Source organism: Streptomyces sp. NPDC052012 (assembly GCF_040689265.1).
Lineage (GTDB): Bacteria > Actinomycetota > Actinomycetes > Streptomycetales > Streptomycetaceae > Streptomyces.
Genome location: NZ_JBFAXA010000008.1, coordinates 221,338 through 245,642, shown reverse-complemented (window position 1 = coordinate 245,642; position 24,305 = coordinate 221,338). Strand labels below are relative to the sequence as shown.

At 71.0% G+C, this 24,305-nt stretch carries 25 protein-coding genes and 1 pseudogene; 7 read left to right on the top strand and 19 right to left on the bottom strand.

Annotation, left to right across the window (positions count from 1 at the left end):
- Window positions 1-34: 34 nt before the first annotated feature.
- Entirely contained in the window at window positions 35-523 is a 489-nt protein-coding gene (locus tag AB0412_RS17240) for a DUF3180 domain-containing protein (RefSeq protein WP_366403389.1), read from the top strand.
- A gap of 49 nt (window positions 524-572) precedes the next feature.
- Here AB0412_RS17240 and folE read toward each other — a convergent pair whose 3' ends face one another.
- The 6 genes from folE to dacB all read right to left on the bottom strand — a co-directional run bounded on the left by folE (window position 573) and on the right by dacB (window position 8,227).
- Complete coding sequence (gene folE, locus AB0412_RS17235; RefSeq protein ID WP_366403388.1) at window positions 573-1,178, bottom strand: GTP cyclohydrolase I FolE; 606 nt, start codon at window positions 1,176-1,178, stop codon at window positions 573-575.
- A 142-nt stretch (window positions 1,179-1,320) separates the two neighbouring features.
- Window positions 1,321-3,363, bottom strand: coding sequence for an ATP-dependent zinc metalloprotease FtsH (gene ftsH, locus AB0412_RS17230; protein WP_366403403.1), 2,043 nt, complete (start codon window positions 3,361-3,363; stop codon window positions 1,321-1,323).
- Window positions 3,364-3,551: 188 nt separating this feature from the next.
- Complete coding sequence (gene hpt, locus AB0412_RS17225; RefSeq protein WP_260825569.1) at window positions 3,552-4,112, bottom strand: hypoxanthine phosphoribosyltransferase; 561 nt, start codon at window positions 4,110-4,112, stop codon at window positions 3,552-3,554.
- Window positions 4,113-4,174: 62 nt separating this feature from the next.
- Window positions 4,175-5,242: a tRNA lysidine(34) synthetase TilS gene (tilS, locus tag AB0412_RS17220; RefSeq protein WP_366403387.1), complete on the bottom strand. Its 1,068-nt coding sequence runs from the start codon at window positions 5,240-5,242 to the stop codon at window positions 4,175-4,177.
- A gap of 169 nt (window positions 5,243-5,411) precedes the next feature.
- Entirely contained in the window at window positions 5,412-6,545 is a 1,134-nt protein-coding gene (locus AB0412_RS17215; RefSeq protein ID WP_366403386.1) for a zinc-dependent metalloprotease, read from the bottom strand.
- A 98-nt stretch (window positions 6,546-6,643) separates the two neighbouring features.
- Entirely contained in the window at window positions 6,644-8,227 is a 1,584-nt protein-coding gene (gene dacB, locus AB0412_RS17210; RefSeq protein WP_366403385.1) for a D-alanyl-D-alanine carboxypeptidase/D-alanyl-D-alanine-endopeptidase, read from the bottom strand.
- Between the two features lie 79 nt (window positions 8,228-8,306).
- Here dacB and AB0412_RS17205 point away from each other — a divergent pair, with 79 nt between their 5' ends.
- Together AB0412_RS17205 and AB0412_RS17200 are read left to right on the top strand one after the other, a co-directional pair.
- Window positions 8,307-8,801: an inorganic diphosphatase gene (locus AB0412_RS17205; protein WP_366403402.1), complete on the top strand. Its 495-nt coding sequence runs from the start codon at window positions 8,307-8,309 to the stop codon at window positions 8,799-8,801.
- 147 nt (window positions 8,802-8,948) lie between these two features.
- Window positions 8,949-10,655 (top strand): threonine/serine exporter family protein, encoded by a 1,707-nt coding sequence (locus AB0412_RS17200; RefSeq protein ID WP_366403384.1) that lies wholly within the window; start codon window positions 8,949-8,951, stop codon window positions 10,653-10,655.
- A gap of 104 nt (window positions 10,656-10,759) precedes the next feature.
- On the opposite strand, the pseudogene AB0412_RS17195 reads toward AB0412_RS17200, so the two are convergent.
- Window positions 10,760-11,497, bottom strand: a pseudogene (locus AB0412_RS17195) (VTT domain-containing protein); the annotation flags it as partial.
- Between the two features lie 134 nt (window positions 11,498-11,631).
- On the opposite strand from AB0412_RS17195, the gene AB0412_RS17190 reads away from it, so the two are divergent.
- Complete coding sequence (locus tag AB0412_RS17190) at window positions 11,632-11,997, top strand: YbjQ family protein (protein ID WP_366403383.1); 366 nt, start codon at window positions 11,632-11,634, stop codon at window positions 11,995-11,997.
- 14 nt (window positions 11,998-12,011) lie between these two features.
- On the opposite strand, the gene AB0412_RS17185 is transcribed toward AB0412_RS17190, so the two are convergent.
- Entirely contained in the window at window positions 12,012-12,773 is a 762-nt protein-coding gene (locus AB0412_RS17185; RefSeq protein ID WP_366403382.1) for a MerR family transcriptional regulator, read from the bottom strand.
- A gap of 103 nt (window positions 12,774-12,876) precedes the next feature.
- Here AB0412_RS17185 and AB0412_RS17180 point away from each other — a divergent pair, with 103 nt between their 5' ends.
- Complete coding sequence (locus AB0412_RS17180; protein ID WP_366403381.1) at window positions 12,877-14,190, top strand: ion channel protein; 1,314 nt, start codon at window positions 12,877-12,879, stop codon at window positions 14,188-14,190.
- Between the two features lie 67 nt (window positions 14,191-14,257).
- The gene (locus tag AB0412_RS17175; protein WP_366403380.1) at window positions 14,258-15,667 is read left to right on the top strand and encodes a glutamate decarboxylase; all 1,410 of its coding nucleotides are present in this window, start codon (window positions 14,258-14,260) and stop codon (window positions 15,665-15,667) included.
- A gap of 23 nt (window positions 15,668-15,690) precedes the next feature.
- On the opposite strand, the gene AB0412_RS17170 is transcribed toward AB0412_RS17175, so the two are convergent.
- The 7 genes from AB0412_RS17170 to AB0412_RS17140 all read right to left on the bottom strand — a co-directional run bounded on the left by AB0412_RS17170 (window position 15,691) and on the right by AB0412_RS17140 (window position 21,179).
- Window positions 15,691-16,452, bottom strand: a complete 762-nt coding sequence (locus AB0412_RS17170) for an ABC transporter permease (RefSeq protein ID WP_366403379.1) — start codon at window positions 16,450-16,452, stop codon at window positions 15,691-15,693.
- A complete protein-coding gene (locus tag AB0412_RS17165; RefSeq protein ID WP_366403378.1) occupies window positions 16,449-17,417 on the bottom strand; it encodes an ATP-binding cassette domain-containing protein in 969 nt (322 codons plus the stop codon). The genes AB0412_RS17170 and AB0412_RS17165 overlap by 4 nt, the downstream gene beginning before the upstream one ends.
- A gap of 99 nt (window positions 17,418-17,516) precedes the next feature.
- Window positions 17,517-18,158 carry a PadR family transcriptional regulator gene (locus AB0412_RS17160; RefSeq protein WP_366403377.1) on the bottom strand — a complete coding sequence of 214 codons (642 nt, stop codon included), beginning with the start codon at window positions 18,156-18,158 and terminating at the stop codon, window positions 17,517-17,519.
- 65 nt (window positions 18,159-18,223) lie between these two features.
- A complete protein-coding gene (locus AB0412_RS17155) occupies window positions 18,224-18,475 on the bottom strand; it encodes a type II toxin-antitoxin system RelE/ParE family toxin (RefSeq protein ID WP_366403376.1) in 252 nt (83 codons plus the stop codon).
- Window positions 18,472-18,738, bottom strand: a complete 267-nt coding sequence (locus AB0412_RS17150; RefSeq protein ID WP_366403375.1) for a type II toxin-antitoxin system prevent-host-death family antitoxin — start codon at window positions 18,736-18,738, stop codon at window positions 18,472-18,474. The genes AB0412_RS17155 and AB0412_RS17150 overlap by 4 nt, the downstream gene beginning before the upstream one ends.
- Before the next feature lie 66 nt (window positions 18,739-18,804).
- Window positions 18,805-20,265 carry an aldehyde dehydrogenase family protein gene (locus AB0412_RS17145; protein WP_366403374.1) on the bottom strand — a complete coding sequence of 487 codons (1,461 nt, stop codon included), beginning with the start codon at window positions 20,263-20,265 and terminating at the stop codon, window positions 18,805-18,807.
- Between the two features lie 89 nt (window positions 20,266-20,354).
- Window positions 20,355-21,179: a helix-turn-helix transcriptional regulator gene (locus AB0412_RS17140; RefSeq protein WP_366403401.1), complete on the bottom strand. Its 825-nt coding sequence runs from the start codon at window positions 21,177-21,179 to the stop codon at window positions 20,355-20,357.
- 364 nt (window positions 21,180-21,543) lie between these two features.
- Between AB0412_RS17140 and AB0412_RS17135 the strand changes: the two genes are divergently transcribed.
- A complete protein-coding gene (locus AB0412_RS17135; RefSeq protein ID WP_366403373.1) occupies window positions 21,544-22,041 on the top strand; it encodes an ATP-binding protein in 498 nt (165 codons plus the stop codon).
- A 99-nt stretch (window positions 22,042-22,140) separates the two neighbouring features.
- Here AB0412_RS17135 and AB0412_RS17130 read toward each other — a convergent pair whose 3' ends face one another.
- From AB0412_RS17130 to AB0412_RS17115, 4 genes are all read right to left on the bottom strand, one after another.
- Window positions 22,141-22,425, bottom strand: coding sequence for a DUF397 domain-containing protein (locus tag AB0412_RS17130; protein ID WP_260825529.1), 285 nt, complete (start codon window positions 22,423-22,425; stop codon window positions 22,141-22,143).
- Between the two features lie 220 nt (window positions 22,426-22,645).
- Window positions 22,646-22,879: a 30S ribosomal protein S18 gene (rpsR, locus tag AB0412_RS17125; RefSeq protein ID WP_366403372.1), complete on the bottom strand. Its 234-nt coding sequence runs from the start codon at window positions 22,877-22,879 to the stop codon at window positions 22,646-22,648.
- A 3-nt stretch (window positions 22,880-22,882) separates the two neighbouring features.
- Window positions 22,883-24,049: a GTP-binding protein gene (locus tag AB0412_RS17120; protein WP_366403371.1), complete on the bottom strand. Its 1,167-nt coding sequence runs from the start codon at window positions 24,047-24,049 to the stop codon at window positions 22,883-22,885.
- Entirely contained in the window at window positions 24,046-24,300 is a 255-nt protein-coding gene (locus AB0412_RS17115) for a type B 50S ribosomal protein L31 (RefSeq protein WP_366403370.1), read from the bottom strand. Before AB0412_RS17115 ends, AB0412_RS17120 begins: the two co-directional genes overlap by 4 nt.
- Between the last annotated feature and the right edge of the window lie 5 nt (window positions 24,301-24,305).

Below are 24,305 nucleotides of genomic sequence, written 5' to 3'. Positions count from 1 at the left end.
GGTCGACACGACCAAGTGCCGGGGAAGGGACACCGTGAGAGAGCTGCGCATCAGGGTGCTGGCCGGCGTTTTCGTCGTCGCCGGGATCCTGTCCTGGGCGGGCGCCCGCCTCTGGAACTCCCTCGGGACCCTCCCGAGCGTCCCCGTGGCCGCGCCCATCGTCCTCGCCCTGATCGCCGTGGTCCTCGCGGCCACGGCGCTGTCCCTGCGCGCCCGGCTCAAGGCCCAGCGTGAACGCAGGCCCGAGGCCAAGGGCGTCGACCCCCTGATGGCGGCCCGCGCGGTCGTCTTCGGCCAGGCCAGCGCCCTGGTCGCCGCCCTCGTCGCCGGCATGTACGGCGGCGTCGGCGTCTTCCTCCTGGAGTCCCTGGAGATCCCCGCCCGCCGCGACCAGGCCATCTACGCCGGCTTCTCGGTCCTCGCGGGCATCGCCGTCATAGCGGCCGCCCTCTACCTGGAACGCGTCTGCAAACTCCCGGAGGACGAGGACGACGACACCCCGGGGGCAGCTCCGGCGGCGTGAGCGCCGCCTCCGCGTCGGCGGGCGGCGGCGCGCGGCTCGGTGCGCCGGCTCAGCGCGCCATGATCAGGCTCATCGCCTCGTTGCGCGTCGCCGCGTCCCGCAGCTGGCCGCGCACCGCAGAGGTGAGGGTCTTCGCGCCGGGCTTGCGGATCCCGCGCATCGACATGCACATGTGCTCGCACTCCACGACCACGATGACGCCACGCGGCTCCAGGATCTCCATCAGGGAGTCGGCTATCTGCGTGGTGAGTCGTTCCTGCACCTGCGGTCGCCGGGCGTAGACGTCCACCAGCCGCGCCAGCTTGGACAGGCCGGTGATCTTCCCGCTGGTCGACGGGATGTAGCCGACGTGCGCCACGCCCCGGAACGGCACCAGATGATGTTCACAGGTGCTGTACACCTCGATGTCCTTCACCAGCACCATCTCGTCGTGACCGATGTCGAACGTCGTCGTCAGCACGTCCTCCGGCTTCTGCCACAGGCCCGCGAATATCTCCTTGTACGCCCGAGCCACCCGCGCCGGTGTCTCCTGCAGGCCCTCGCGGTCCGGGTCCTCGCCGACCGCGATCAGGAGTTCGCGTACGGCGTTCTCCGCCCGCTTCTCGTCGAACTCGCCGAGAGGGGCCTGGCCGTCCAGCGTCACGGGGTCGGTCATGTGGTGCCTCGTTCCTGTGCCTGCGCGTGTGCCGGGCACGCGTCTCAACTGCGGGTACGCAAATGCCGCGCCCCCCAGGCTAGAACCAGGGGGGCGCGGCATCCATTCCGGGCCGGGTGGGGCCGCCGGGGAGCCGGTCGGCTCAGCTCTCCGGGCGGTCCTCCGGGGTCCGCTCGGGCGCCGGGGCGGGTTCCGCCGCGGTGCTCTTGGCGGTGGTGATCGCCTGCGGCGTCGCGCCGTTCGCCCCGTTCGTCAGGGCCAGCTCCTTGGGGGAGAGGACCGGCGGGCGGGTGGACGGTGTACGGCGGGAGGAGCCGGTCCAGGCGGGCCTGGGCGGGCGCTTGACGATGGGGGCGAAGATCTCGGCGATCTCCTCCTTGCCCAGCGTCTCCTTCTCCAGGAGGGCGAGCACGAGGTTGTCGAGGACGTCGCGGTTCTCGACGAGGATCTCCCACGCCTCGTTGTGCGCGGTCTCGATGAGCTTCTTGACCTCTTCGTCGACCAGCGCGGCGACCTCTTCCGAGTAGTCGCGCTGGTGAGCCATCTCACGTCCGAGGAACGGCTCGGTGTTGTCGCCGCCGAACTTGATCGCACCGAGACGCTCGGTCATGCCGTACTGGGTGACCATCGCGCGGGCCAGGTTGGTGGCCTTCTCGATGTCGTTGGCGGCACCGGTGGTCGGGTCGTGGAAGACCAGTTCCTCGGCCGCCCGGCCGCCCAGCATGTAGGCGAGCTGGTCGAGCATCTCGTTGCGCGTGGTCGAGTACTTGTCCTCGTCCGGCAGGACCATCGTGTAGCCGAGGGCGCGGCCTCTGGAGAGGATCGTGATCTTGTGGACCGGGTCGGAGTTCGGGGAGGCCGCCGCGACCAGGGCGTGTCCGCCCTCGTGGTACGCGGTGATCTTCTTCTCCTTGTCCGACATGATCCGGGTCCGCTTCTGCGGGCCCGCGACCACGCGGTCGATCGCCTCGTCCAGCATCTTGTTGTCGATCAGCTTCTGGTCGCTGCGGGCGGTCAGAAGCGCGGCCTCGTTCAGCACGTTGGCCAGGTCCGCACCGGTCATGCCGGGGGTGCGGCGGGCGACGGCCGACAGGTCGACGTCGGGCGCGACCGGCTTGCCCTTCTGGTGGACCTTGAGGATCTCCAGACGGCCCTGCATGTCCGGGCGGTCGACGGCGATCTGCCGGTCGAAGCGGCCGGGGCGCAGGAGGGCCGGGTCGAGGATGTCGGGCCGGTTGGTGGCGGCGATGAGGATGACGCCGCCCTTGACGTCGAAGCCGTCCATCTCGACGAGCAGCTGGTTCAGGGTCTGCTCGCGCTCGTCGTGACCGCCGCCGAGGCCGGCGCCGCGGTGGCGGCCGACCGCGTCGATCTCGTCGACGAAGACGATCGCGGGGGCGTTGGCCTTGGCCTGTTCGAACAGGTCACGGACTCGGGAGGCACCGACACCGACGAACATCTCGACGAAGTCGGAACCGGAGATCGAGTAGAAGGGGACACCGGCCTCGCCCGCGACGGCACGCGCGAGCAGGGTCTTGCCGGTGCCGGGCGGGCCGTAGAGCAGCACGCCCTTGGGGATCTTGGCGCCGACGGCCTGGAACTTCGCCGGTTCCTGCAGGAACTCCTTGATCTCGTGGAGCTCCTCGACGGCCTCGTCCGAGCCCGCGACGTCGGCGAACGTCGTCTTCGGCGTGTCCTTGGTGATGAGCTTCGCCTTGGACTTGCCGAAGTTCATGACACGGGAGCCGCCGCCCTGCATCTGGTTCATCAGGAACAGGAAGACGACCACGATGAGGACGAAGGGGAGCAGGGACAGCAGAATGCTCACGAACGGGTTCTGCTTGGACGGCGAGACCGTGTAGCCGTCCGGGATCTGCTCGTTCTCGAACTTGTTCTGCAGCGTGCCGGCGATGGTGACGCCCTGGTCGCCGATGTAGCTCGCCTGGATCTTCGAGCTGCCCTCGACCTTCTCGCCGTCCTTGAGCGAGACCTTGATGGTCTGCTCGTCGCCGGTGGTCAGCTTGGCCGACTCGACCTTGTTCTCATTGATCGCCTGGACAACCTGGCCCGTGTCCACCGTCTTGTAGCCGCCGGACGAGCCGACGACCTGCATCAACACGACCACGGCAAGGACGGCCAGCACGATCCACATGACCGGCCCACGGAAGTATCGCTTCACGTCCATCCATACGGAGCGGTGCCGCCCCGTCCCTCCTGCCATAGTGAGTTTGATAAAGGCTGTTCTTCGGACGGTACCCCAGCATTGTCCCCCGAAGCTGCGCGGGACGACTGGCAATCGCGTCTACGCATGCTCCAACGGCGCGGAGCCCGCCGGGGTTCCCGATCACCGTCCGGCGCATGGGCCCTTCGGGCTCAGCCGCCGTAGACGTGAGGCGCGAGCGTACCGACGAACGGGAGGTTGCGGTACTTCTCGGCGTAGTCGAGGCCGTAGCCGACGACGAACTCGTTGGGGATGTCGAATCCGACCCATTCCACGTCGATGGCGACCTTCGCGGCCTCGGGCTTGCGCAGCAGCGTGCACACCTTGAGGGATGCGGGCTCGCGCGAGCCGAGGTTGGAGATCAGCCAGGACAGGGTCAGGCCGGAGTCGATGATGTCCTCGACGATGAGGACGTGCTTGCCCTTGATGTCGGTGTCGAGGTCCTTGAGGATCCGCACCACACCGGAGGACTGGGTGCCCGCCCCGTACGAGGATACGGCCATCCAGTCCATCGTGACGGGGGTGGACAGCGCCCGGGCGAGGTCGGCCATGACCATCACCGCGCCCTTGAGCACACCGACGATCAGCAGGTCCTTGCCCGCGTACTCCGCGTCGATCTTCGCGGCCAACTCGGCCAGCTTCGCGTCGATCTCTTCCTTGGTGATGAGCACCTTCTCGAGGTCGGCACCCATGTCTTTCGCGTCCACCCGCATCACTTTCGGTCGTCCCACCGGCTGTCCGGCCCCGTCCGCGGCGTCGCCGAGGGGGTACGGATTCAGCCTTGCCGAATCACCAGTCTGCCACCCTGCCGCCGGGCGACGACTTTGCCGGGGAGATTGATGGCCCGCTGGCCGCGCCATCCGGTGATCAGCCGGTCGACCTCCTCGATGTGGCGGGCGAACAGCGAACCGGCCGGTGCGCCCGCCTCGATGGCGGCGCGGCGCAGGATGCGGCGGCGTACGGCGGGCGGCAGGGCGTAGAGCCCGGCGCACTCCAGTCCGCCGTCGGCGTCGCGGACGCCGGCCTCGGCGCGGGAGGCCCAGGCGTCGAGGGCGTCGGCGTCGTCGCGGGAGAGCTGGGCGGTGCGGGCGAGGGCCTCGACGACGCCCTTGCCGAGGGCCTTCTCCAGGGCGGGCAGGCCCTCGTGGCGCAGCCGGGAGCGGGTGTAGGCCGGGTCGGTGTTGTGGGGGTCGTCCCAGACGGGCAGGGACTGGACCATGCAGGCCTTGCGGGCGGTCTGCCGGTCGAGCTGGAGGAAGGGGCGCCGGTAACGGCCGCCGGCCCCCGAGACCGCGGCCATTCCGGACAGGGAGCGGATGCCGGAGCCGCGGGCGAGGCCCAGCAGGACGGTCTCGGCCTGGTCGTCGCGGGTGTGGCCGAGCAGGACGGCGCTGGCGCCGTGCTGTTCGGCGGCGGCGTCGAGGGCGGCGTAGCGGGCGTCGCGGGCCGCGGCCTCGGGGCCGCCGTCGCGGCCGACGGACACGGCGACGGACTCGGCCGGGTCGAGGCCGAGTTCTCTCAGGCGCAGGACGACTTCCGCGGCGCGCAGGTCGGAGCCTGCCTGGAGGCCGTGGTCGACGGTGATGCCGCCGGCGCGGATGCCGAGCCGGGGGGCCTCGAAGGCGAGGGCGGAGGCGAGGGCCATGGAGTCGGCGCCGCCGGAGCAGGCCACGAGCACGAGCGGGGAGGGGGGACGCTCGTGCGAGGCCGTCGCCGGGGTGCGGGACGGAGTCCGGCTGCGCTCACTGAGGTGGTGTGCGCTGAGGTCGTGTTCGTCGAGGATGTCGTGGAGGACGCGGCGGACTGCCAGGCGTATCGCCGCGACCGCAGGATGGGGACCCATGTCCGGTTCCCTTCATGAAGTTGTCGGGGGGTGAGCCCGAGGTTCGGTCACGCAGAGTGTGTAGATGGTGACAGAACCGGGCCGTTCCCCGAGCATTGCACGCCTACCCATGGCTCACGGTCCCTCGGACGGGTGATTGGAGGGGACTCCGCCTGCCGTGGTGCGGAGCTTATGCCTCCGGTTTGCGGTGCACCCGTGTGATCCAGTCCGCCGGTTTGGAGATCTCGGACTTGGTGGGGAGGGTGTTGGGCGAGGTCCACACGTGGTTGAAGCCGTCCATGCCGACCTCGTCGACGACCGCGCGGACGAAGCGTTCGCCGTCGCGGTACTGGCGGAGCTTGGCGTCCAGGCCGAGCAGTTTGCGCAGGGCGAGGTCCAGGCGGGAGGCGCCCTTGGCGCGGCGCTGCTGGAACTTCTCGCGGATCTCGGCGACGCTCGGCACCACCTCGGGTCCGACACCGTCCATCACGAAGTCGGCGTGGCCCTCCAGCAGGGACATCACGGCGGTGAGGCGGCCGAGGATCTCGCGCTGGGCGGGGGTCTGGACGATCTCCACGAGGGAGCGTCCGCCGTCGTCCTCCTCGCCCTCGGGGCGGCTGCCGGCGAGGGACTGGGCGGCGTCGCGGATGCGCTCCAGGACGGTCATGGGGTCGACGTCGGTCTCCCCCAGGAACGACTGGATCTCGCCCTCCAGGTGGTCGCGCAGCCAGGGCACGGCGGAGAACTGGGTGCGATGGGTCTCCTCGTGCAGGCACACCCACAGCCGGAAGTCGTGCGGGTCGACGTCGAGCTCGCGCTCGACGTGGACGACGTTGGGCGCGACGAGCAGCAGCCGGCCGCCGCCGTCGGCCCCGGCGGGCAGGTCACGGGTGGCGGGGGCGAACGTCTCGTACTGGCCGAGGACGCGGGAGGCCAGGAAGGACAGCAGCATGCCCAGTTCGACGCCGGTGACCTTGCCGCCGACGGCGCCGAGGACGGCGTTGCCGGGGCCGCTGCCGCGCCGCTCCTGCATCTTGTCGAGGAGCGGTTTGAGGAGCTCGCGGAAACCGGCGACGTTGGCGCGCACCCAGCCGGGCCGGTCGACGACCAGGACGGGGGTGTCGTGCGTCTCCTCCGTCCCCAGACGAGTGAAGCCCCGGACGTGACCCTCCGAGGCTTTCGCGTGCCGGCGCAGCTCCGCGACGACGGCCCTGGCCTCGTCACGGCTCACGTCGGGGCCCGGCCGCATGAGCCGGGTCGCGGTCGCCACCGCGAGATTCCAGTCGACCATCCCGGAAGAAGCAGCACCACCGATGCTCGTCATGCGTCAACCGTACGTGAGTGCCGCGATCGGGGGCAGGGCAGCGAACCGCCGGTGACATTCCGGGCGCCCGCACCGCACCGGCGCGGGCGCTGCGCACGTCAGCGGCAGCCGCACGCCGACAGCGCGGTGGCCGCCTTGTCGAGGGCGGTCTGGGCCGCGCCCGCGCTGCTGGTGCCGGTGGCCAGGAAGGCGAAGGCCAGCAGGCGGCCGTCCTTGTCGACGACCGTGCCCGCGAGGGTGTTGACGCCGGTGAGCGTGCCGGTCTTGGCGCGGACCACGCCGGCCGCGCCGTCGGCGTAGCGGCCGCTCAGGGTGCCGGTGAAGCCGGCGACGGGCAGGCCGGTGAGGGCGGGGCGCAGGTCGGGGTGGGCGGGGTCGGCGGCCTTCACGAGCAGGGCGGTGAGGAGGTCGGCGGTGAGGCGGTCGCGGCGGTCGAGGCCGCTGCCGTCGCGGAAGACGGCGCCCTTCAGGGGGACCTTCAGTCTCTGCAGCTGGGCGCGCACCGCGGCGCCCGCCCCCTGGAAGTCCGCGCGCTTGCCCGTGGCGATCGCGGTGTGGCGGGCGAGGGCCTCGGCGAGGTCGTTGTCGCTGTTGGTCAGCATCCGCTCGACGAGGGTGGCGAGCGGGGGCGAGGAGACCGTGGCGAGGGTGGACGCGCGCGTGCTGGACTTCGACGGGCCGGGGGGCGAGGCCTTGATGCCGTGCTTCTTCAGCAGGTCGCCGAACGTGCGGGCGGCGTCGGCGGCCGGGTCCGGGACGCGGGCGGCGGGGCCGCTGCCGGAGTCGTCGGTGCGCGCCTCGTCGGCCATCAGGGGGCTGATCTCGGCGATGTTGGGGTTGACGCCGATCGGGTGCCGCTTGTCGCCGGCGTACAGGGTGGTGTCGTAGGAGAGGGTCACCTGGCGCACGCCGCGCTTGCCGAGGGCGGCGGCGGTGCGGTCGGCGAGGTCGCGCAGGCTCGCCCAGCCCGGGGCTGTCTTCTCGCGGGCGGTGAGGGTGGGGTCGCCGCCGCCGACCAGGACGACCTCCTTGGTGTCCGGTTCGAAGGTGGCGCGGGTGGTGAGCCGGTGGTCGGCGCCCATCGCCGAGAGCGCCGCGACCGCGGTGGCGATCTTGGTGGTGGAGGCGGGGGTGAGCGCGTCGCCCGAGCCGGTGCCGTAGAGGCGTCGGCCGGTGGCCACGTCCACGACCGAGGCGGAGCGGCGGCCGAGTGCCGGGTCCTTCAGCAGCGGGTCGAGGACGGCCGCGAGGGCCTTTCCGCCGGGCGCCGACTTCACGGTGGTGGCGGTGCCGCCGAGGCCGGTGAGCACGGAGGGGGCGCTGGGGGGCGTACGGGGCTCGCGGGGCGGGGTGCCGGCGTTGCCGCGTGTGCTGCCGTGATCTGTGCCACGCGCGGCTTCCAGGGTCACGGCGCGGTCCCGCTCGGCCGTACGCTGACCCGAGGAGTCCCAGGGCCCGGCGGCGGTCACCACCCCGGCGGCCAGCGCCAGACCGGCGGTGGCGGCGGTCGCGGTGAACTGCCAGGTCTTCGGCTGGGAGACCCGCCTGACCTGCGGCGATCCGGTGCCGGTCGACCGTCGCACGGTGGTGCCCACGCGTGCGAGAGACGGTCGTACGGCGTGCGCGATCCGCACGACATGCGGTCTCGCGGCCCGCCAAGGCCTCAGCTCTGGCACGACCACCAGCCCCTTTCGCGATCACACACCTGCGTGAGGGACACTTAACCACCAGAACTATGTGCTGATCATGGAGGAGCGTCCGGTGGAGTTCGACGTCACGATCGAGATCCCGAAGGGTTCGCGGAACAAGTACGAGGTGGACCACGAGACGGGTCGGATCCGCCTGGACCGTCGGCTCTTCACCTCGACCGCCTACCCGACCGACTACGGCTTCGTCGAGAACACCCTCGGCGAGGACGGCGACCCGCTGGACGCGCTGGTCATTCTCGACGAGCCGACGTTCCCGGGCTGCCTGATCAAGTGCCGCGCGATCGGCATGTTCCGGATGACGGACGAGGCCGGTGGCGACGACAAGCTGCTGTGCGTCCCGGCGACGGACCCGCGCGTGGAGCACCTGCGGGACATCCACCACGTGTCGGAGTTCGACCGCCTGGAGATCCAGCACTTCTTCGAGGTCTACAAGGACCTGGAGCCCGGCAAGTCGGTCGAGGGCGCCAACTGGGTGGGCCGCACCGACGCCGAGGCCGAGATCGAGCGGTCCTACAAGCGTTTCAAGGAGCAGGGCGGCCACCACTGAGGTCTCCCACGGCGTGAGCCGTGAGACGGGCCGTACGCGTGCGCGTGCGGCCCGTTTCGCTGTGCGTGCGCATACTGAGGCTTGACGGGGCAGGGGCCTCTACGGAGCAGGCTGACCGACCGGTGTCGTACAGGGAGCGCTACGCAGGTGACGGACGCGGAGGACCGCAAGCCGCAGTCGGACGAGGCGAGGAGTGCGTTCACGCCTCCGGCGGGTCTGCCGTCCCCGGTGGAGAGCGAGTCGGAGATCACCTCGGAGTTCGCGATCCCGGAAGGGCTGGCGGTCCCCAGGACCGGGCCCGGGGGCGAGTCCGAGACCACCTCCGAGTTCGCGATCCCGGAGGGGCTGGACGTGGCCCCAACACACCCGGCCGACGCGGAAGGCTCCGCGTTCAGCCCGCCGAGGACGTACAGCGCGAAGCAGCCGCCTCCCGCCTTCACCCCGGCCGGCGGCGTGCCGGTGGTCAGCCTGACCAAGGACGTGCCCTGGCAGGACCGGATGCGGACCATGCTGCGCATGCCGGTGGCCGAGCGTCCGGCGCCGGAGAAGGCGACTCCGAAGCCGGAGGAGGGCGGCCCGGCCGTCCCGCGCGTGCTCGACCTGACGCTGCGTATCGGCGAGCTGCTGCTCGCGGGCGGTGAGGGCGCGGAGGACGTCGAGGCGGCGATGTTCGCCGTGTGCCGCTCCTACGGGCTGGACCGCTGCGAACCGAACGTCACCTTCACCCTGCTGTCGATCTCGTACCAGCCGTCACTGGTGGACGACCCGGTGACCGCGTCGCGCACGGTGCGCCGCCGGGGCACCGACTACACGCGCCTCGCGGCCGTGTACCAGCTGGTGGACGACCTCAGCGACGACGAGACGCACATCTCCCTGGAGGAGGCCTACCGGCGGCTCGCGGAGATCCGCCGCAACCGGCACCCGTACCCCGGCTGGGTGCTGACGGTGGCGAGCGGGCTGCTCGCGGGCGCGGCCTCGGTGCTGGTCGGTGGTGGCCCCCTGGTGTTCGTCGCCGCCGCGATCGGCGCGATGCTCGGCGACCGGCTGGCGTGGCTGTGCGCGGGGCGCGGGCTGCCGGAGTTCTACCAGTTCACGGTGGCCGCGATGCCGCCCGCCGCGATCGGGGTGACGCTGACGCTGGCGCACGCGGACGTGACCGCCTCCGCGGTGATCACCGGTGGGCTGTTCGCGCTGCTGCCCGGGCGGGCCCTGGTGGCGGGCGTGCAGGACGGGCTGACCGGCTTCTACATCACCGCGTCGGCGCGTCTGCTGGAGGTCCTGTACTTCTTCGTCGGCATCGTGGCCGGGGTGCTGGTGGTGCTGTACTTCGGCGTGCAGCTGGGCGCCGAGCTCAACCCGGACGCGGCGCTGGTGCTGTCCGAGCGGCCGGTGTGGCAGATCCTCGCGTCGATGCTGCTGTCGCTGACGTTCGCGGTGCTGTTGCAGCAGGAGCGGCACACGGTGCTGATGGTGACCCTCAACGGCGGGGTCGCCTGGGTGGTGTACGGCGCGATGCACTACGCCGGTGGCATCTCGCCCGTCGCCTCCACGGCAGCGGCGGCGGGTGTGGTCGGGCTGTTCGGGCAGTTGCTGGCGCGGTACCGGTTCGCGTCGGCCCTGCCGTACACGACCGCGGCGATCGGGCCGCTGCTGCCGGGTTCGGCGACGTACTTCGGGCTGCTGGCGATCGCGCAGAACGAGGTCGACGCGGGGCTGGTGTATCTCACGCAGGCGGTGGCGCTGGCGATGGCCATCGCGATCGGGGTGAATCTCGGGTCGGAGATCTCGCGGATGTTCCTGCGGATCGGCTCCGCCGAGAAGCGCCGGGCGGCCAAGCGGACGCGGGGATTCTGAGAAACGGTGCCTGGGAGTTCGAGGCGCGGTTCGTGGGCGGCTGCGGGTTGTGGTGGGTTGCTCGCGCAGTTCCCCGCGCCCCTGAGGGCGTCGCCCTGCGTTCAGTAGCGCCGGTCGTACGGCTGCTGGGGGTCGATGCGGCGCAGCTGGGTCGTGGGCTCGTCCATCACGGGGTACGGGGGCTGCTGGTGAGGTGCTGCCGGAGGCTGGGCCGCGGCGGCTCGCTTCTTCTTACCGCGCTCCCGCAGGTACTCGATGATGATCGGGACCACCGACAGGAAGACGATCAGGACCAGGATCGCCTCGACGTTGGTCTTGATGAACTCGATCTGGCCGAGCCAGTAGCCGGCGCACGTGACGCCCGAGCCCCAGGCGATACCGCCGATCACGTTGTACGTCAGGAACGTGCGGTACTTCATGCGGCCGGCGCCGGCCACGATGGGGGCGAAGGTGCGCACGATGGGGACGAAGCGGGCCAGGACGATCGCCTTCGGGCCGTACTTCTCCATGAACTCGTGGGCCTTCTCCAGGTTCTCCTGCTTGAAGAGCCTGGAGTTGGGGCGGTTGAAGATTCTCGGGCCGAAGAACTTGCCGATCATGTAGCCGACTTGGTCGCCGACGACCGCGGCGATCACGATGAGCGTGCAGACCAGCCACAGCGGCTGGCTGATGTAGTTGCCCTCGGCCACGAAGAGGCCCGCCGTGAACAGCAGGGAGTCGCCGGGCAGGAACGCGAAGAGTCCGGACTCGGCGAAGACGATCAGCAGGATGCCGGGAAGGCTGAAGGTCTCGATCAGGTAGTCCGGGCTCAGCCACTCGGGGCCGAGCGCAAGGGTGGTCACGGGGCTGTGGCTCCTGCTGCTTGGGGGGATGGGCAAGGGCTGGCTGCCCAAATTATCAACGCAGCCGCCGCGGCCCGGGTTCCATGGGCGTACCCAGGATGCACTGTGCCCTGCCCTGAGCAAACCTGTGGACCATGGGCATCGAAGAATACGGCGGTGGACAGGGCCCCGAGCCCGACGTCCTGGTGGTCACGACGAACGACGTCCCCGGCTACCGGGTGCAGGAGGTCCTCGGTGAGGTCTTCGGGCTGACCGTGCGCTCCCGGCACCTGGGGAGCCAGATCGGGGCCGGGCTGAAGTCACTGGTCGGCGGTGAGCTCAAGGGGCTCACCAAGACGCTGGTGGAGACCCGCAACCAGGCCATGGAGCGGCTCGTCGAGCAGGCACGCGCGCGTGGGGCGAACGGGGTGCTGGCGTTCCGCTTCGACGTGACGGACGCGGCGGACGTCGGCACGGAGGTGTGCGCCTACGGGACGGCGGTGGTCCTGGCCCGGGACTGACCCCGGGCCAGGGATCACGCGGTGTGCCGGACGGCGTTGGCGAGGATCGCGTCCCGCATGTAGGCGGCGAGACCGGGCTTCGCCTTGTCGATGTTTCGCGTGAAACGTTCGTCGTTGACGTACATCTCGCCCAGGCAGGTGTGCATCTCGTGCCCGCAGTCGTAGTAGTTGCGGGCGATGCCCTGGCGGTGCTCCTCGGCGGCGTCCATCGCCGCCTCGGAGTCCGCCGACTCACCGGCCTCCATCAGCGCGACGAACCGCCGGGTGAGCTCGTCGGCCTCGCGCTGGATCCGCTGCCAGTCCTCCTTGGTGTAGGAGGCGGTGCGCTGCTGGGACTGCCGGTAGGCGTCGGTGTCGCCCCAGCGTTCCTGCACCTCCCCCTCGTACTGGTCGGGGTCGAAGTCCCCGAAGACCTCGAACTTCTCCTCGGGCGTGAGGTTGATGCCCATCGTGCGTGCCTCCATGGCGTGCTCCACGGCCGCCGCCATCTTCTGCAGCTTCTCGATCCGGGCGGTCAGCAGCTCGTGCTGGCGGCGCAGGTGCGCGCGCGGGTCCGCGGCCGGGTCGTCGAGCAGCGCGGCGACCTCCTCGAGCGGGAAGCCGAGCTCCCGGTAGAACAGGATCTGCTGCAGCCGGTCGAGGTCGGCGTCGCTGTAACGCCGGTGCCCCGCGTGGCTGCGCTCGCTCGGGACGAGCAGGCCGATGTCGTCGTAGTGGTGCAGGGTGCGCACCGTGACCCCGGCGAAGCCGGCCACCTGTCCGACGGAGTAGTTCACTTCCGCTCCCTTCTCGGTACGCACTTCACGATGGGTCCTCACGTGACGTGAGGTGCAAGCCCGTTTTCCCGTGGCCGCCGCACGCCGCGATGTCGCGCCGGGAATGTCCACTTGGCCCCCTTATCGTGTGCGGGTGGTCCAGCACAGCGAGCAGGCGCCCTCCTCCACCCCGGCGACACCGGCGCGCGCCCTGCTGCCCACCATCGTCCCTGCTCTGCTGGTGGGAGTGGCGGCGAGCCTGCTGCTGCTGGGGGTGGAGGTCGCGGCCGAGGAACTGGAGCACGTGCTGTGGCAGGACCTGCCGGACGCGCTCGGGGTCGGCCGGTACTCCGTGCTGTGGATGTTCGTGGTGCTCCTCGCCACCGGGATCGCGGTCGGTCTCCTGGTGTGGAAGGCGCCGGGGCACGCCGGCCCCGACCCCGCGACGACGGGACTCGACGCGCCCGTGCTGCACCCGGCGGTGCTCCCGGGCCTGCTGCTGGTCACCGGACTGATGCTGGCGGGCGGGCCGAGCCTCGGCCCGGAGAACCCGATCATCGCCGTGAACGTGTCCCTCGCGGTCTGGCTGGGCGCCAAGGCCTTCCCGGAGGCCCCGGAGAAGGGCTGGGTGGTGCTGGCGGAGGCGGCGACGATCGGGGCGCTGTTCGGTACGCCCGTGGCCGCCGCGCTGATCATCTCCGAGGCGCTGGCCGGGCAGCGGATCAAGGGGCAGCTGTGGGACAGCCTCTTCGCGCCGCTGATCGCGGCGGCGGCCGGTGCGCTCACCATCACGCTGCTGGCCGCGCCGAGCTTCGATCTGGACCTGCCGGCGTTCGGCCACCCGGGCTGGACCGATCTGCTCGCCGCCCTGACGATCGCGGTGGCGGGCGCGGCGCTCGGCATGTGCGCCGTGTACGCCTTCCCCTACGTCCACGGCGTCTTCCGGCGGCTGCGGCACCCGATGCTGATGCTTCCGGCGGGCGGCGTGGTGCTGGGCGCCCTGGCGGCGCTGGGCGGGCACCTGACGCTCTTCAAGGGGCTCGACGAGATGACGGAGCTGGCCCGGGATCCCGGCGGCTGGTCGGCGGGCGAGTTCGCCACGATGACGGTGGTGAAGCTGGCCGCGCTGCTCGTCGCCGCCTCGTGCGGCTTCCGGGGCGGGCGGATCTTCCCGGCCGTGTTCGTCGGCACCGCTCTCGGACTGTGCGCCCACGCCCTGGTGCCCGAGGTGCATCTGGCGGTGGGTGTGTCGGCCGCGGTGCTCGGGATGCTGCTGGCGATCACCCGGCAGGGCTGGGTGAGCCTCTTCGTCGCCGCTGTCCTGGTCACCTCGCCCGGAGTCATCTCGTTGCTGGTGCTCGCCTCGCTGCCGGCCTGGCTGCTGGTGACCGGGCGCCCGCAGATGCAGCTCCGGCCGGACGGCAGGGCGGTGCGCTGACCGCCGTACGGCCCCTTTCGACGCTCACCGGAACCATCCGCAGATCCCGGCACTCCCGGAGGAACTCATGCCGCTCCACGAAGGCCCGCAGCACGACGAGCGTCCCCTGTCCGTCAATCCCTTCCTGGGGGCGGCGAACCCCGTCGGGGACATGACCGGGGCACCGCCCAAGCACCGGCTGCCCGACGCGCCCATGGCGCCCTCGACGGCGTATCAGCTGGTGCACGACGAGCTGATGCTGGACGGCAACGCACGGCTGAACCTGGCCACCTTCGTCACCACCTGGATGGAGCCGGAGGCCGGGGTGCTGATGGCGGAGTGCCGGGACAAGAACATGATCGACAAGGACGAGTACCCGCGCACGGCCGAGCTGGAGCGGCGCTGCGTGGCGATGCTCGCCGACCTGTGGCACGCGCCCGATCCGTCGGCCGCCGTGGGCTGTTCGACGACCGGATCCAGCGAGGCGTGCATGCTCGCCGGGATGGCGCTGAAGCGGCGCTGGGCGCTGCGCAACGCCGACCGGTATCCGTCGAGGGGCGCCCGGCCCAATCTCGTCATGGGCGTCAACGTGCAGGTCTGCTGGGAGAAGTTCTGCAATTTCTGGGAGGTGGAGGCCCGTCAGGTGCCCATGGAGGGCGAGCGCTTCCATCTGGATCCCGAGGCCGCCGCCGCGCTGTGCGACGAGAACACCATCGGGGTCGTCGGCATCATGGGCTCCACCTTCGACGGCTCCTACGAACCGGTCGCGGACCTGTGCGCGGCGCTGGACGCCCTGCAGGAGCGCACCGGTCTCGACATCCCAGTGCACGTCGACGGGGCGTCCGGCGCGATGATCGCGCCGTTCCTCGACGAGGACCTGGTGTGGGACTTCCGGCTCCCGCGCGTGGCGTCGATCAACACCTCGGGGCACAAGTACGGGCTGGTCTACCCGGGCGTCGGCTGGGCGCTGTGGCGGGACGCGGCGGCGCTGCCCGAGGAGCTGGTCTTCCGGGTGAACTACCTGGGCGGCGACATGCCGACCTTCGCGCTGAACTTCTCCCGGCCGGGCGCCCAGGTCGCGGCGCAGTACTACACGTTCCTGCGGCTCGGCCGGGACGGCTACCGGGCGGTGCAGCAGGCCGCGCGGGACGTGGCCCGCTCGCTCGCCGAACGGATCGAGTCGCTGGGCGACTTCCGGCTGCTGACCCGGGGCGACCAGCTGCCGGTGCTCGCCTTCACCACCGCGGACGACGTGACGTCGTACGACGTCTTCGACGTGGCCCGGCGGATGCGCGAGCACGGCTGGCTGGTGCCCGCGTACACCTTCCCGGCGAACCGCCAGGACCTGTCCGTGCTGCGGCTGGTGTGCCGCAACGGCTTCTCCGAGGACCTCGCCGGCCTGTTCGAGGACGACCTGGTCCGCCTCCTGCCGGAGCTGCGCCGGCAGCCGCGCCCCCTCACCGAGGACAGGGGCGCGGCGACCGGTTTCCATCATTGAGGCCCCGGGCCAGGGGGTGTCCCTCAGCGGCTCAGGCGGGCGAATCTGCGCACCGCCAGCGGGAAGAACACCGCCAGCAGCGCCAAGGGCCAGGCGACGGCGGCCCAGACGTGTCCGGGCTCGCCGCCGGGGCTGCCGAACAGGTCACGGACGGCCGTGGCGGTCTGGGACATGGGGTTCCACTGGACGACGGTGCCCAGCCAGTCGGGCATGGACTCGGGAGCGGCGAAGGCGTTGGACAGGAAGCCGACCGGCCAGACCAGGATCTGCACGGCCTGCACCAGCTCCGGCTTTCCGGCCACCAGGGCGAGGTGAATGCCGATCCACAGCATCGCGAACCGGAACAGCAGGAGCAGTCCCACGGCCCCCAGGAAGCCCGCCGGGCCGCCGTGCGCGCGCCAGCCGAGCGCGGCGGCGACGGCGAGCAGCACCGCCAGGCCGAGCGCGGACTGAAGCATGTCGGCGGCCGAACGGCCCACCAGGACCGCGCCGTTGGCCATCGGCATCGAGCGGAAGCGGTCGATGACGCCCTTGCCCAGGTCCTGGGTGACGGCGACCATCGTGCCCTCCAGGCCGAAGGCCATGGTGAGCGCGAGCATGCCGGGGACCAGGAAGTCGAGATACTCGCCGCTGACGCCCCGGCCGCCGCCGACCAGGTATCCGAACATCAGCAGGAGCATCACCGGGAAGACCAGGTTGACCACGACCGTCACCGGCTGGCGGCCCCAGCGGGCGAGTTCGCGGCGGGTCATGGTCCAGGAGTCGGTCAGCGCGTAGGTGGTCACGCGGCCTCCTTCACTCGGTCGTCGTGCCCGGTGAGCTGCAGGAACACCTCGTCGAGCGTGGGGCGCCGGAGCGCGATGTCCTCGGCCTCGATCCCGGCCGTCTCCAGCGCGTGGACGACCCCGGCCAGCGCCGCCATGCGGTCGGTGACGGGGGCGCTCAGCAGCCGGCGATCGGTGTCCACGGTGACCTCGTCCTTCGCCACGGGCAGCAGGGCGACGGCCGCGCCCAGCTGTCCGGCGTCACGCAGGACGACGTCGATGCGGTCGCCGCCGATGGCCGCCTTCAGCTCGTCGGCCGTGCCGTTCGCGATGACCCGGCCGGTGTCCACGACCGAGATGCGGTCGGCTAGCTGATCGGCCTCCTCCAGGTACTGGGTGGTGAGCAGGACCGTCGTGCCGCCGCCGACCAGGGAGCGGACCGACGCCCACACCTCCGCGCGGCCGCGCGGGTCGAGGCCGGTGGTGGGTTCGTCCAGGAAGAGCACCTCCGGGTCGGTGATCAGGGAGGCGGCGAGGTCCAGGCGCCGCCGCATGCCTCCGCTGTAGGCGCGCACCGGCTTGCGGCCGGTGTCGGTGAGGCCGAAGCGCTCCAGCAGTTCGTCCGCACGCGCGCGTGCCCGCCGCGTGCCCAGGTGGTACAGGCGGCCGAACAGCTCCAGGTTCTGCCGGCCGCCGAGTTCCTCGTCGAGCGCCGCGTGCTGGCCGAGCAGGCCGATGCGCAGGCGTACGGCGTACGCCTCGCGCACCACGTCGTGTCCCGCCACCTCCACCCGGCCCGCGTCGGGCCGCAGCAGGGTGGCCAGGATCCGGACCAGGGTGGTCTTGCCGGCTCCGTTGGGCCCCAGCACCCCGTGCACCGTGCCGCGGGCGACCGTGAGGTCGAGCCCGTCCAGCGCGGGCTTTCCGTGCTTGTCGTTTCCGTACGTCTTGCGTGCGCCCTCGACGGTGATCGCCGCGTCGGCCACTGACACTCCCTCGCTAGTCAATCTTGACTACTCGATCGACGGTATCCCCGTCGGCAGCATTAGTCAAACTTGATTAACGAGGTTTCTTCGCAGCGGTCCTCAGCGCTCGTCGCCGGGATGCCGCTCCCCCGTCGCGTACGGGTTCTCCTCGCCCTCGGCCAGGATGCCGACGAACGGCTCGCCCTCACCGGCGAAGGTGTACGCGCCGCCCCGGATCCGCTCGATGAGACCGCGGGTCCACGCGGCGCCGGTGTCGGCGGAGTGGACCCAGAAGTCCATGATCTCCCCGATGTGACCGAGCTGACCGGGGCCGTTCTCGGGCGTGTAGTACTCGGTCACGGCCTTGCGCCACGCCTCGATGGCCCGCACCCGCTCCTCCAGCAGGGCCAGGGCCTCCGCGCGTTCGAGGTCGACGATGAAGCCGAGGGCGGCGGAGAGCACGTCCGGCTTCTGGTCGTACGACGTCAGGGACGCCCGCAGCAGCCGGAAGTACTCCTCGGTGCCCTCGTCGGTGATCTCGTACTCGGTGCGCGGCGGGCCGCCGGCCGTCGACGGGGCGATCTCGTGCGCGTGCAGCAGCCCTTGCTTCGCCATCTGCTTCAGCGCGTGGTAGATCGAGCCCGGTTTGGCGTTGGACCACTCGTGCGCGCCCCAGAACTCCAGGTCGTTGCGCACCTGGTAGCCGTGGGCCCGCCCGTGCTGGCGCACCGCGCCGAGCACGAGAAGACGGATCGCTGACATGCGCCCAGCGTAGGACCCCGGGGCTCAGCCCCAGTCGCTGCCCTGCTCCACCCGCGGCGGGGCGGTCAGGCCTCCCTGCGGCCGACGTGCTCGATGTACAGCGTGCGGGTCTCCGGTTCGAGCCGGTACAGGACGCGCCAACGGCCGTGGTGGAGGCGACGATGGTCGACACCCCAGGCGCGCGATCCCTCCGGCCGCGGCTCCTCCGCGAGCTGGTCCGTGGCCCGCAGGAGGTCGTCGACGTCCTGCGGATCGACCTTGAGATACCCGGTGGCCGCATCCAGCGCGGCCGGCTCCCAGACGACCTGCCAGGTCACTCGCCACCCCGCCCGGCGGCCTCCAGCAGAGCCCGACGAGCCTCGGAGTGCGGGACCGGTGCCCCGCTGCGGCCGAGTGCGCGGTCACGCTCCAGACGGGCGAGCGCCAGCGCGTCCTCGAGGTCCTCCAGCTCGGCCGGCGAGATCAGCACGGCGGCCGGGACGCCGCGGTCGGTCAGCGTGATGTGCTCGTGCTGGGCGGCTCGGCGAGCGAGCTCGCCGAGCTTCCCCCGCGCCTCGGCAATGGGATACGTAGCAGACATGCATCTACTGTACACCTGGATGCATGTTCCGCCATGGTCCGCCGTGCAGGGCGTCGCTGTTGCCCCTCAGAACGGGAAGCCGCTCCGGCCGTGCTGGACCGAGATCCACTTCAGGGTGGTGAAGGCGTCCAGCATGGTGTCGCCGTTCAGGCGGCCGACGCCGGAGTGCTTCTCGCCGCCGAAGGGGACGATCGGCTCGTCGTGGACGGTGCCGTCGTTCACGTGGAACATGCCGGTGTCGATCCGCTTGGCGAAGGCGACGCCCCGCTCGACGTCCCCGGTGTGCACCGCGCCGCTCAGGCCGTACGGGGTGTCGTTGACGATGCGGACGGCCTCCTCCTCGCCGTCGAACGGGACGAGGAAGGCGACCGGGCCGAAGACCTCCTGCTGGAGCAGGGCCGAGTCGGCGGGGACGCCGGTGAGGACGGAGGGCTCGACGAGGTTGTCCCGCCTGCCGCCGCGCACCAGGGCCGTGGCGCCCTCGGCGAGGGCCTGCTCGACGACGCCGGAGACCGCGTCCGCCTGCTGGGAGTTGATCACCGGGCCGATGACGGTCTCCGGGTCGCGCGGGTCGCCGGCCTTGAGGGTCTTCACCTTGGCGACGAACTTCTCGGTGAACTCGTCGGCGACCGCCCGGTCGACCAGGACACGGTTCGCGGCCATGCAGACCTGGCCCTGATGGACGTACCGGCTGAAGACCGCCGCGTCGACCGCGTAGTCGATGTCGGCGTCGTCCAGGACCACCAGCGCGCTGTTGCCGCCCAGTTCGAGCACGGAGCGCTTGAAGTGCGCGGCGCAGACGGTGGCGACATGGCGGCCGACCTTGTCGGAGCCCGTGAAGGAGATGACCTTGGGGACCGGGTGCTCGATGAAGGCGTCGCCGATCTCGGCGATGTCGGTGATGACGACGTTCAGCAGGCCGCCGGGCAGGCCCGCGTCCTCGAAGATCTTCGCGACCAGGGAGCCGCCGACGATCGGGGTGTTCTGGTGCGGCTTGAGGACGACGCCGTTGCCCAGCGCGAGCGCCGGGGCGACCGACTTGAGCGACAGCAGGAAGGGGAAGTTGAACGGGCTGATCACGCCCACGACGCCGACCGGGACGCGGTAGACGCGGTTCTCCTTGCCGTCGACCGGCGAGGGGATGATCCGGCCCTCGGGCGCCAGCGCCAGGTGGATCGCCTCACGCAGGAACTCCTTGGCGAGGTGGAGCTCGAAGGCGGCCTTCAGACGCGTACCGCCGAGCTCGGCGACGATCGCCTCGGAGATCTCCTCCTCGCGCTCCTCGATCAGTCTCAGCGCCTTCTCGAAGACCGCGCGGCGGGCGTAGGGGTTGGTCGCCGCCCACTGCTTCTGGGCACGGGCGGCGGCCCGGTACGCCTGATCGACCTCGTCGACCGTGGCTATGGTGATCGACGCGAGCTTCTCGTCGTCGTACGGGTTGAAGTCGATGATGTCCCAGGAGCCTGTGCCCGGGCGCCACTCACCGTCGATGTACTGCTGCGCCAGGTCGGTGAAGTACGACGACATGTGATCCCTCAATCCCTTGCTGCCGAAGCAGAACCCAGATCGACCCACGGTCTGATCATTTTCTGATCACACGTCATCGTACTTGTGTTTCAAGAGAGTTGAAGGAGTCCTCGCAGAAGGTCCCGGCTCTCCGAAGGGCCCGGGCTGTCGTGCTGGAGCTCCTTCAGCGCCTTCTCGTACTGGGCGACGTCCTCGGCCTTGTCCAGGTACAGCGCGCTGGTGAGCTGCTCCAGGTAGACGACGTCCGACAGGTCGGACTCGGGGAAGCTGAGAATGGTGAACGCGCCGGACTCCCCGGAGTGCCCGCCGAGGCTGAACGGCATCACCTGGAGGCGGACGTTGGGCCGCTCGGAGATCTCGATCAGGTGCTGGAGCTGCCCGCGCATCACCTCGCGGTCCCCGTAGGGGCGGCGCAGGGCGGCCTCGTCGAGCACCACGTGGAACTCGGGGGCGTTCTCCGCCACCAGGTACTTCTGCCGCTCCAGCCGCAGCGCGACCCGGCGCTCGACGTCCGCCTCGCTCGCGCCCTTCATCCCGCGCCGCACCACCGCGCGGGCGTAGCTCTCGGTCTGCAGCAGGCCGTGCACGAACTGCACCTCGTACGCCCGGATCAGCGAGGCCGCGCCCTCCAGGCCGACATAGGTGGGGAACCAGCTCGGCAGGACGTCCGAGTAACTGTGCCACCAGCCCGCGACGTTGGCCTCCCGGGCGAGGGAGAGCAACGAGGTGCGCTCCTGCTCGTCCGTGATGCCGTACAGCGTCAGCAGGTCCTCCACGTCCCTGGTCTTGAAGCTCACCCGGCCCAACTCCATCCGGCTGATCTTCGATTCCGAGGCGCGGATCGAGTAACCCGCCGCCTCGCGCGTGATCCCCCGCGCCTCACGCAGTCGCCTGAGTTGTGATCCGAGCAGCATGCGCCGCACCACCGATCCCGGCTCTCCCGCGCTCACGTTCGCCAGCCTCCCCAACATCCGCAGGGCCCGCAGTCTGCCACTAAAACACTCCGAGCAGTACTCGTCCGGTTACGGAAACGGAATCCGGCCAAGGAAACCGGTCGGGAACGAGCACCGAGTGGGCAAGAGCTCGGCCAGAAGAGGAGGTGAAGATGACGGAAAAATTGGCCAACAAGCGGTACGGGCAGGTCCATTTCGGTCAGCTGCACGTGCATCTGCCCTTGCATCTGCTGTACGCATCCGAAACCATGGTCCCCGCACCACCGCCGCCTCGCCAGCACGCGAATTCCCGGGAGTGCCTCGCATGGGGACGAATGGATCGACCATGCTCGAGCCGTTACGGCAGGGCCTTCCGCCGCTGGACCCCGCGGCCGTGTCCGACGCCGCCTCCTGCGCCCTCCCCGCCCGCTACGAAGCGGTGGGCGACGCCCGGCGGTTCACCCGCAGGACCCTCGACCAGTGGGACCTGGGTGAACGTTTCGACGACGTGTGCCTGGTCGTCTCCGAGCTGGTCACCAACGCGCTGCGGCACGCGCTGCCGGCGAACACCCCGCGACTGACGGAGCAGGACCCTCCGGTGCGGCTGCACCTGATGCGGTGGACCGAGCGGCTGGTGTGCGCGGTGCGCGATCCCAGCCGGGAGAGTCCCGTCGCCCGGGACTCCGACGACTTCTCCGCCGAGTCGGGCCGCGGCCTGTTCCTCGTCGACTCCTTCAGCGACGGCTGGGGCTGGCACCCGATGGCGGGCACCCTCGGCGGGAAGGTGGTGTGGGCGCTGTTCCGGCTTCAGCACGCGGGCGAGTGCCCGCACCCCTCCGACTGACGCACCGCGGCGCTTCACCGCGCCACGGCTCTACGCGCGTCACACCGGGTCGGCGTCCGGGCCTCGCCGGGATACCGGACCGGGCCCCCCGGCCGGGCGTCAGCCGGCGACCAGGTGATCGAACTCGCCGTCCTTCACACCCAGCAGCATCGCCTCGATCTCCGCACGCGTGTAGACGAGCGCGGGACCGTCCGGGAAGCGGGAGTTGCGCACGGCCACGTCCCCGCCGGGCAGGCGCGCGAACTCCACGCAGGACCCCTGCGAGTTGCTGTGCCGGCTCTTCTGCCAGGCCACGCCGTTCAGCCTGGTGGCCGCCATGCCGTTGTACACGCCGGACGCGTCGGCACCGTCGTACACGTCACCGTCGTACACGTCGTGGTCCACAGGTCGCTCCCCGGTGTGCACTGGCTGGTGTGGCCATTGATGCATGGTCAACTGACCCGGATCATAGCTTTGTTCATGTGCAGATGCAGGCGCAGATGCACGTGCACGCGGGGTCATCCTGTGGTTACAGCGTCGTCGGACGCCGGATTGCCCCCCGCTGTAAGTTCAGACGCAGCCGGGGGCTTTTGTGTTCCCTTGAACTTCCTTCCTGTGAACCTTCCTAGCGGCTCGAGTACGGCAGCAGCGCCATCTCGCGGGCGTTCTTGATCGCCCTGGCCAGCTGTCGCTGCTGCTGTGCGGTGACCCGGGTGACGCGCCGGCTGCGGATCTTGCCGCGGTCGGAGAGGAACTTCCGCAGCAGGTCGGTGTCCTTGTAGTCGATGTACGTGATCCCGGCCTGGTCCAGCGGGTTGGGGCGGGCCTTGGCGGGCTTGCGCTCGGTCCTGCGGGGCATGGGTCAGACCTCCAGGAGGGTGTCGAAGGCGTGCGGCAGCCGCTGCCAGGCCTCGGGCCCGGCGGCGTACTCGGCGTCGGTCAGCAGGCAGGAGTCCAGGAGCCGGTGCAGCCCGTCGCGGTCCAGGGCGGGCGAGGTGAAGACCAGGTGCTGGCAGCGGTCCCCGTGCTCGGGGTGCCAGTCCAGCGCGGCGGCGGCCCGGCGCACCGGCGGCACCAGGTCCCAGGCCGCGTCCGGCAGCGAGCCCAGCCACGGCCCGGCGCTCTCCACGCACAGGGCGCCGCCCGCCGCGTCCCAGTGGAACAGCGTGTCGGGCTTGTCGGCGAGCCAGAACCGGCCCCGGCTGCGGACGGCGGCGCAGGTGAGGTCCTCCAGGGCGGCGTACAGCCGCTCCGGGTGGAAGGGGCGGCGCCGGCGCCACACGAGGGTGGAGACACCGTGCGCGTCGGCCTCGGCGGGCAGCAGCGCGCAGGCCGGGTGCTGGGCCGCGGCGGCGGCCTCCAGGTCGAACCCGGCGAGCGCGGCGGCGGCGAGCAGCGACCTGCTGCCGCCGGTGGCGCCGAGGGGCACCGGGTGCGCCGTGGGATGCAGCTGGCGCAGGAGCTCCCGGTCCTCGTCGTCGGCCTCCGGGGAGTCGGCGACGGCCAGCACGGGGGCGTACTCCAGCTGCCGGGCGAAGGTGTCGGCGACGGTGCGCTGGTCGGTGACCGCGGCGGCGAGCCCGCGCTCGGCGAGGTCGTCGCCGTTGGCGAGGTACGGCAGCAGCAGCGCCGGGTCCACGGCGGTGATCACACCGGTGACGGTGAAGCCGCCGGCCGCGATCACCTCGGCCATGGCCTTCGGCTCGACGGAGTCCCACAGCTCGACGATCGCGAGCGGGATGTCGCCCGCGTCCGCGAGCCGCCGCAGCTCGGGGACGAGGTCCTCGCGCAGGGCGCAGCAGGCGCAGTCGTTCACCAGCGGCGCCTCACCGGTGGAGAGCACGCCGCCGGCGTCCCGCACGGTCCGTACGACGGTGCCCGCGGCGGCCGTCTCGAGGTCGTGGTGGAGTACGACGCTGCCCGGCACGTCGGCGAGCAGCCGCGCGACCGCGGCCCCGCGGGCCTCGGCGTGCAGGCCGCCGACGACGGCGACGGGGAGCGGCGCGGGGACGGCTTCCGGCGGGGTCACGCGTCACCCCGCTTGCCGTAGCGGCGCTCGAAGCGCTCCACGCGGCCGGCGGTGTCCAGGACCCGCGCGGTGCCGGTGTAGAAGGGGTGGCTGACGTTCGAGATCTCGACGTCGACGACCGGGTAGGTGCGGCCGTCCTCCCATTCGATCGTCTTGTCGCTGGTCATGGTGGACCGGGTGAGGAAGGCGTACCCCGCGGCACGGTCACGGAACACGACGGGCCCGTAGGGCGGATGGATTCCCTGGCGCATGGCGG

Coding starts and splice junctions, on each gene's coding strand:
- folE (WP_366403388.1), bottom strand. CDS start 1,178: ATGACCGACCCCGTGACGCTGGACGGCCAGGCCCCTCTCGGCGAGTTC.
- ftsH (WP_366403403.1), bottom strand. CDS start 3,363: ATGGACGTGAAGCGATACTTCCGTGGGCCGGTCATGTGGATCGTGCTG.
- hpt (WP_260825569.1), bottom strand. CDS start 4,112: ATGCGGGTGGACGCGAAAGACATGGGTGCCGACCTCGAGAAGGTGCTC.
- tilS (WP_366403387.1), bottom strand. CDS start 5,242: ATGGGTCCCCATCCTGCGGTCGCGGCGATACGCCTGGCAGTCCGCCGC.
- AB0412_RS17215 (WP_366403386.1), bottom strand. CDS start 6,545: ATGACGAGCATCGGTGGTGCTGCTTCTTCCGGGATGGTCGACTGGAAT.
- AB0412_RS17190 (WP_366403383.1), top strand. CDS start 11,632: ATGGGCATCGAAGAATACGGCGGTGGACAGGGCCCCGAGCCCGACGTC.
- AB0412_RS17180 (WP_366403381.1), top strand. CDS start 12,877: ATGTCCACTTGGCCCCCTTATCGTGTGCGGGTGGTCCAGCACAGCGAG.
- AB0412_RS17175 (WP_366403380.1), top strand. CDS start 14,258: ATGCCGCTCCACGAAGGCCCGCAGCACGACGAGCGTCCCCTGTCCGTC.
- AB0412_RS17160 (WP_366403377.1), bottom strand. CDS start 18,158: ATGTCAGCGATCCGTCTTCTCGTGCTCGGCGCGGTGCGCCAGCACGGG.
- AB0412_RS17150 (WP_366403375.1), bottom strand. CDS start 18,738: ATGTCTGCTACGTATCCCATTGCCGAGGCGCGGGGGAAGCTCGGCGAG.
- AB0412_RS17145 (WP_366403374.1), bottom strand. CDS start 20,265: ATGTCGTCGTACTTCACCGACCTGGCGCAGCAGTACATCGACGGTGAG.
- AB0412_RS17140 (WP_366403401.1), bottom strand. CDS start 21,179: ATGCTGCTCGGATCACAACTCAGGCGACTGCGTGAGGCGCGGGGGATC.
- AB0412_RS17135 (WP_366403373.1), top strand. CDS start 21,544: ATGCTCGAGCCGTTACGGCAGGGCCTTCCGCCGCTGGACCCCGCGGCC.
- rpsR (WP_366403372.1), bottom strand. CDS start 22,879: ATGCCCCGCAGGACCGAGCGCAAGCCCGCCAAGGCCCGCCCCAACCCG.
- AB0412_RS17115 (WP_366403370.1), bottom strand. CDS start 24,300: ATGCGCCAGGGAATCCATCCGCCCTACGGGCCCGTCGTGTTCCGTGAC.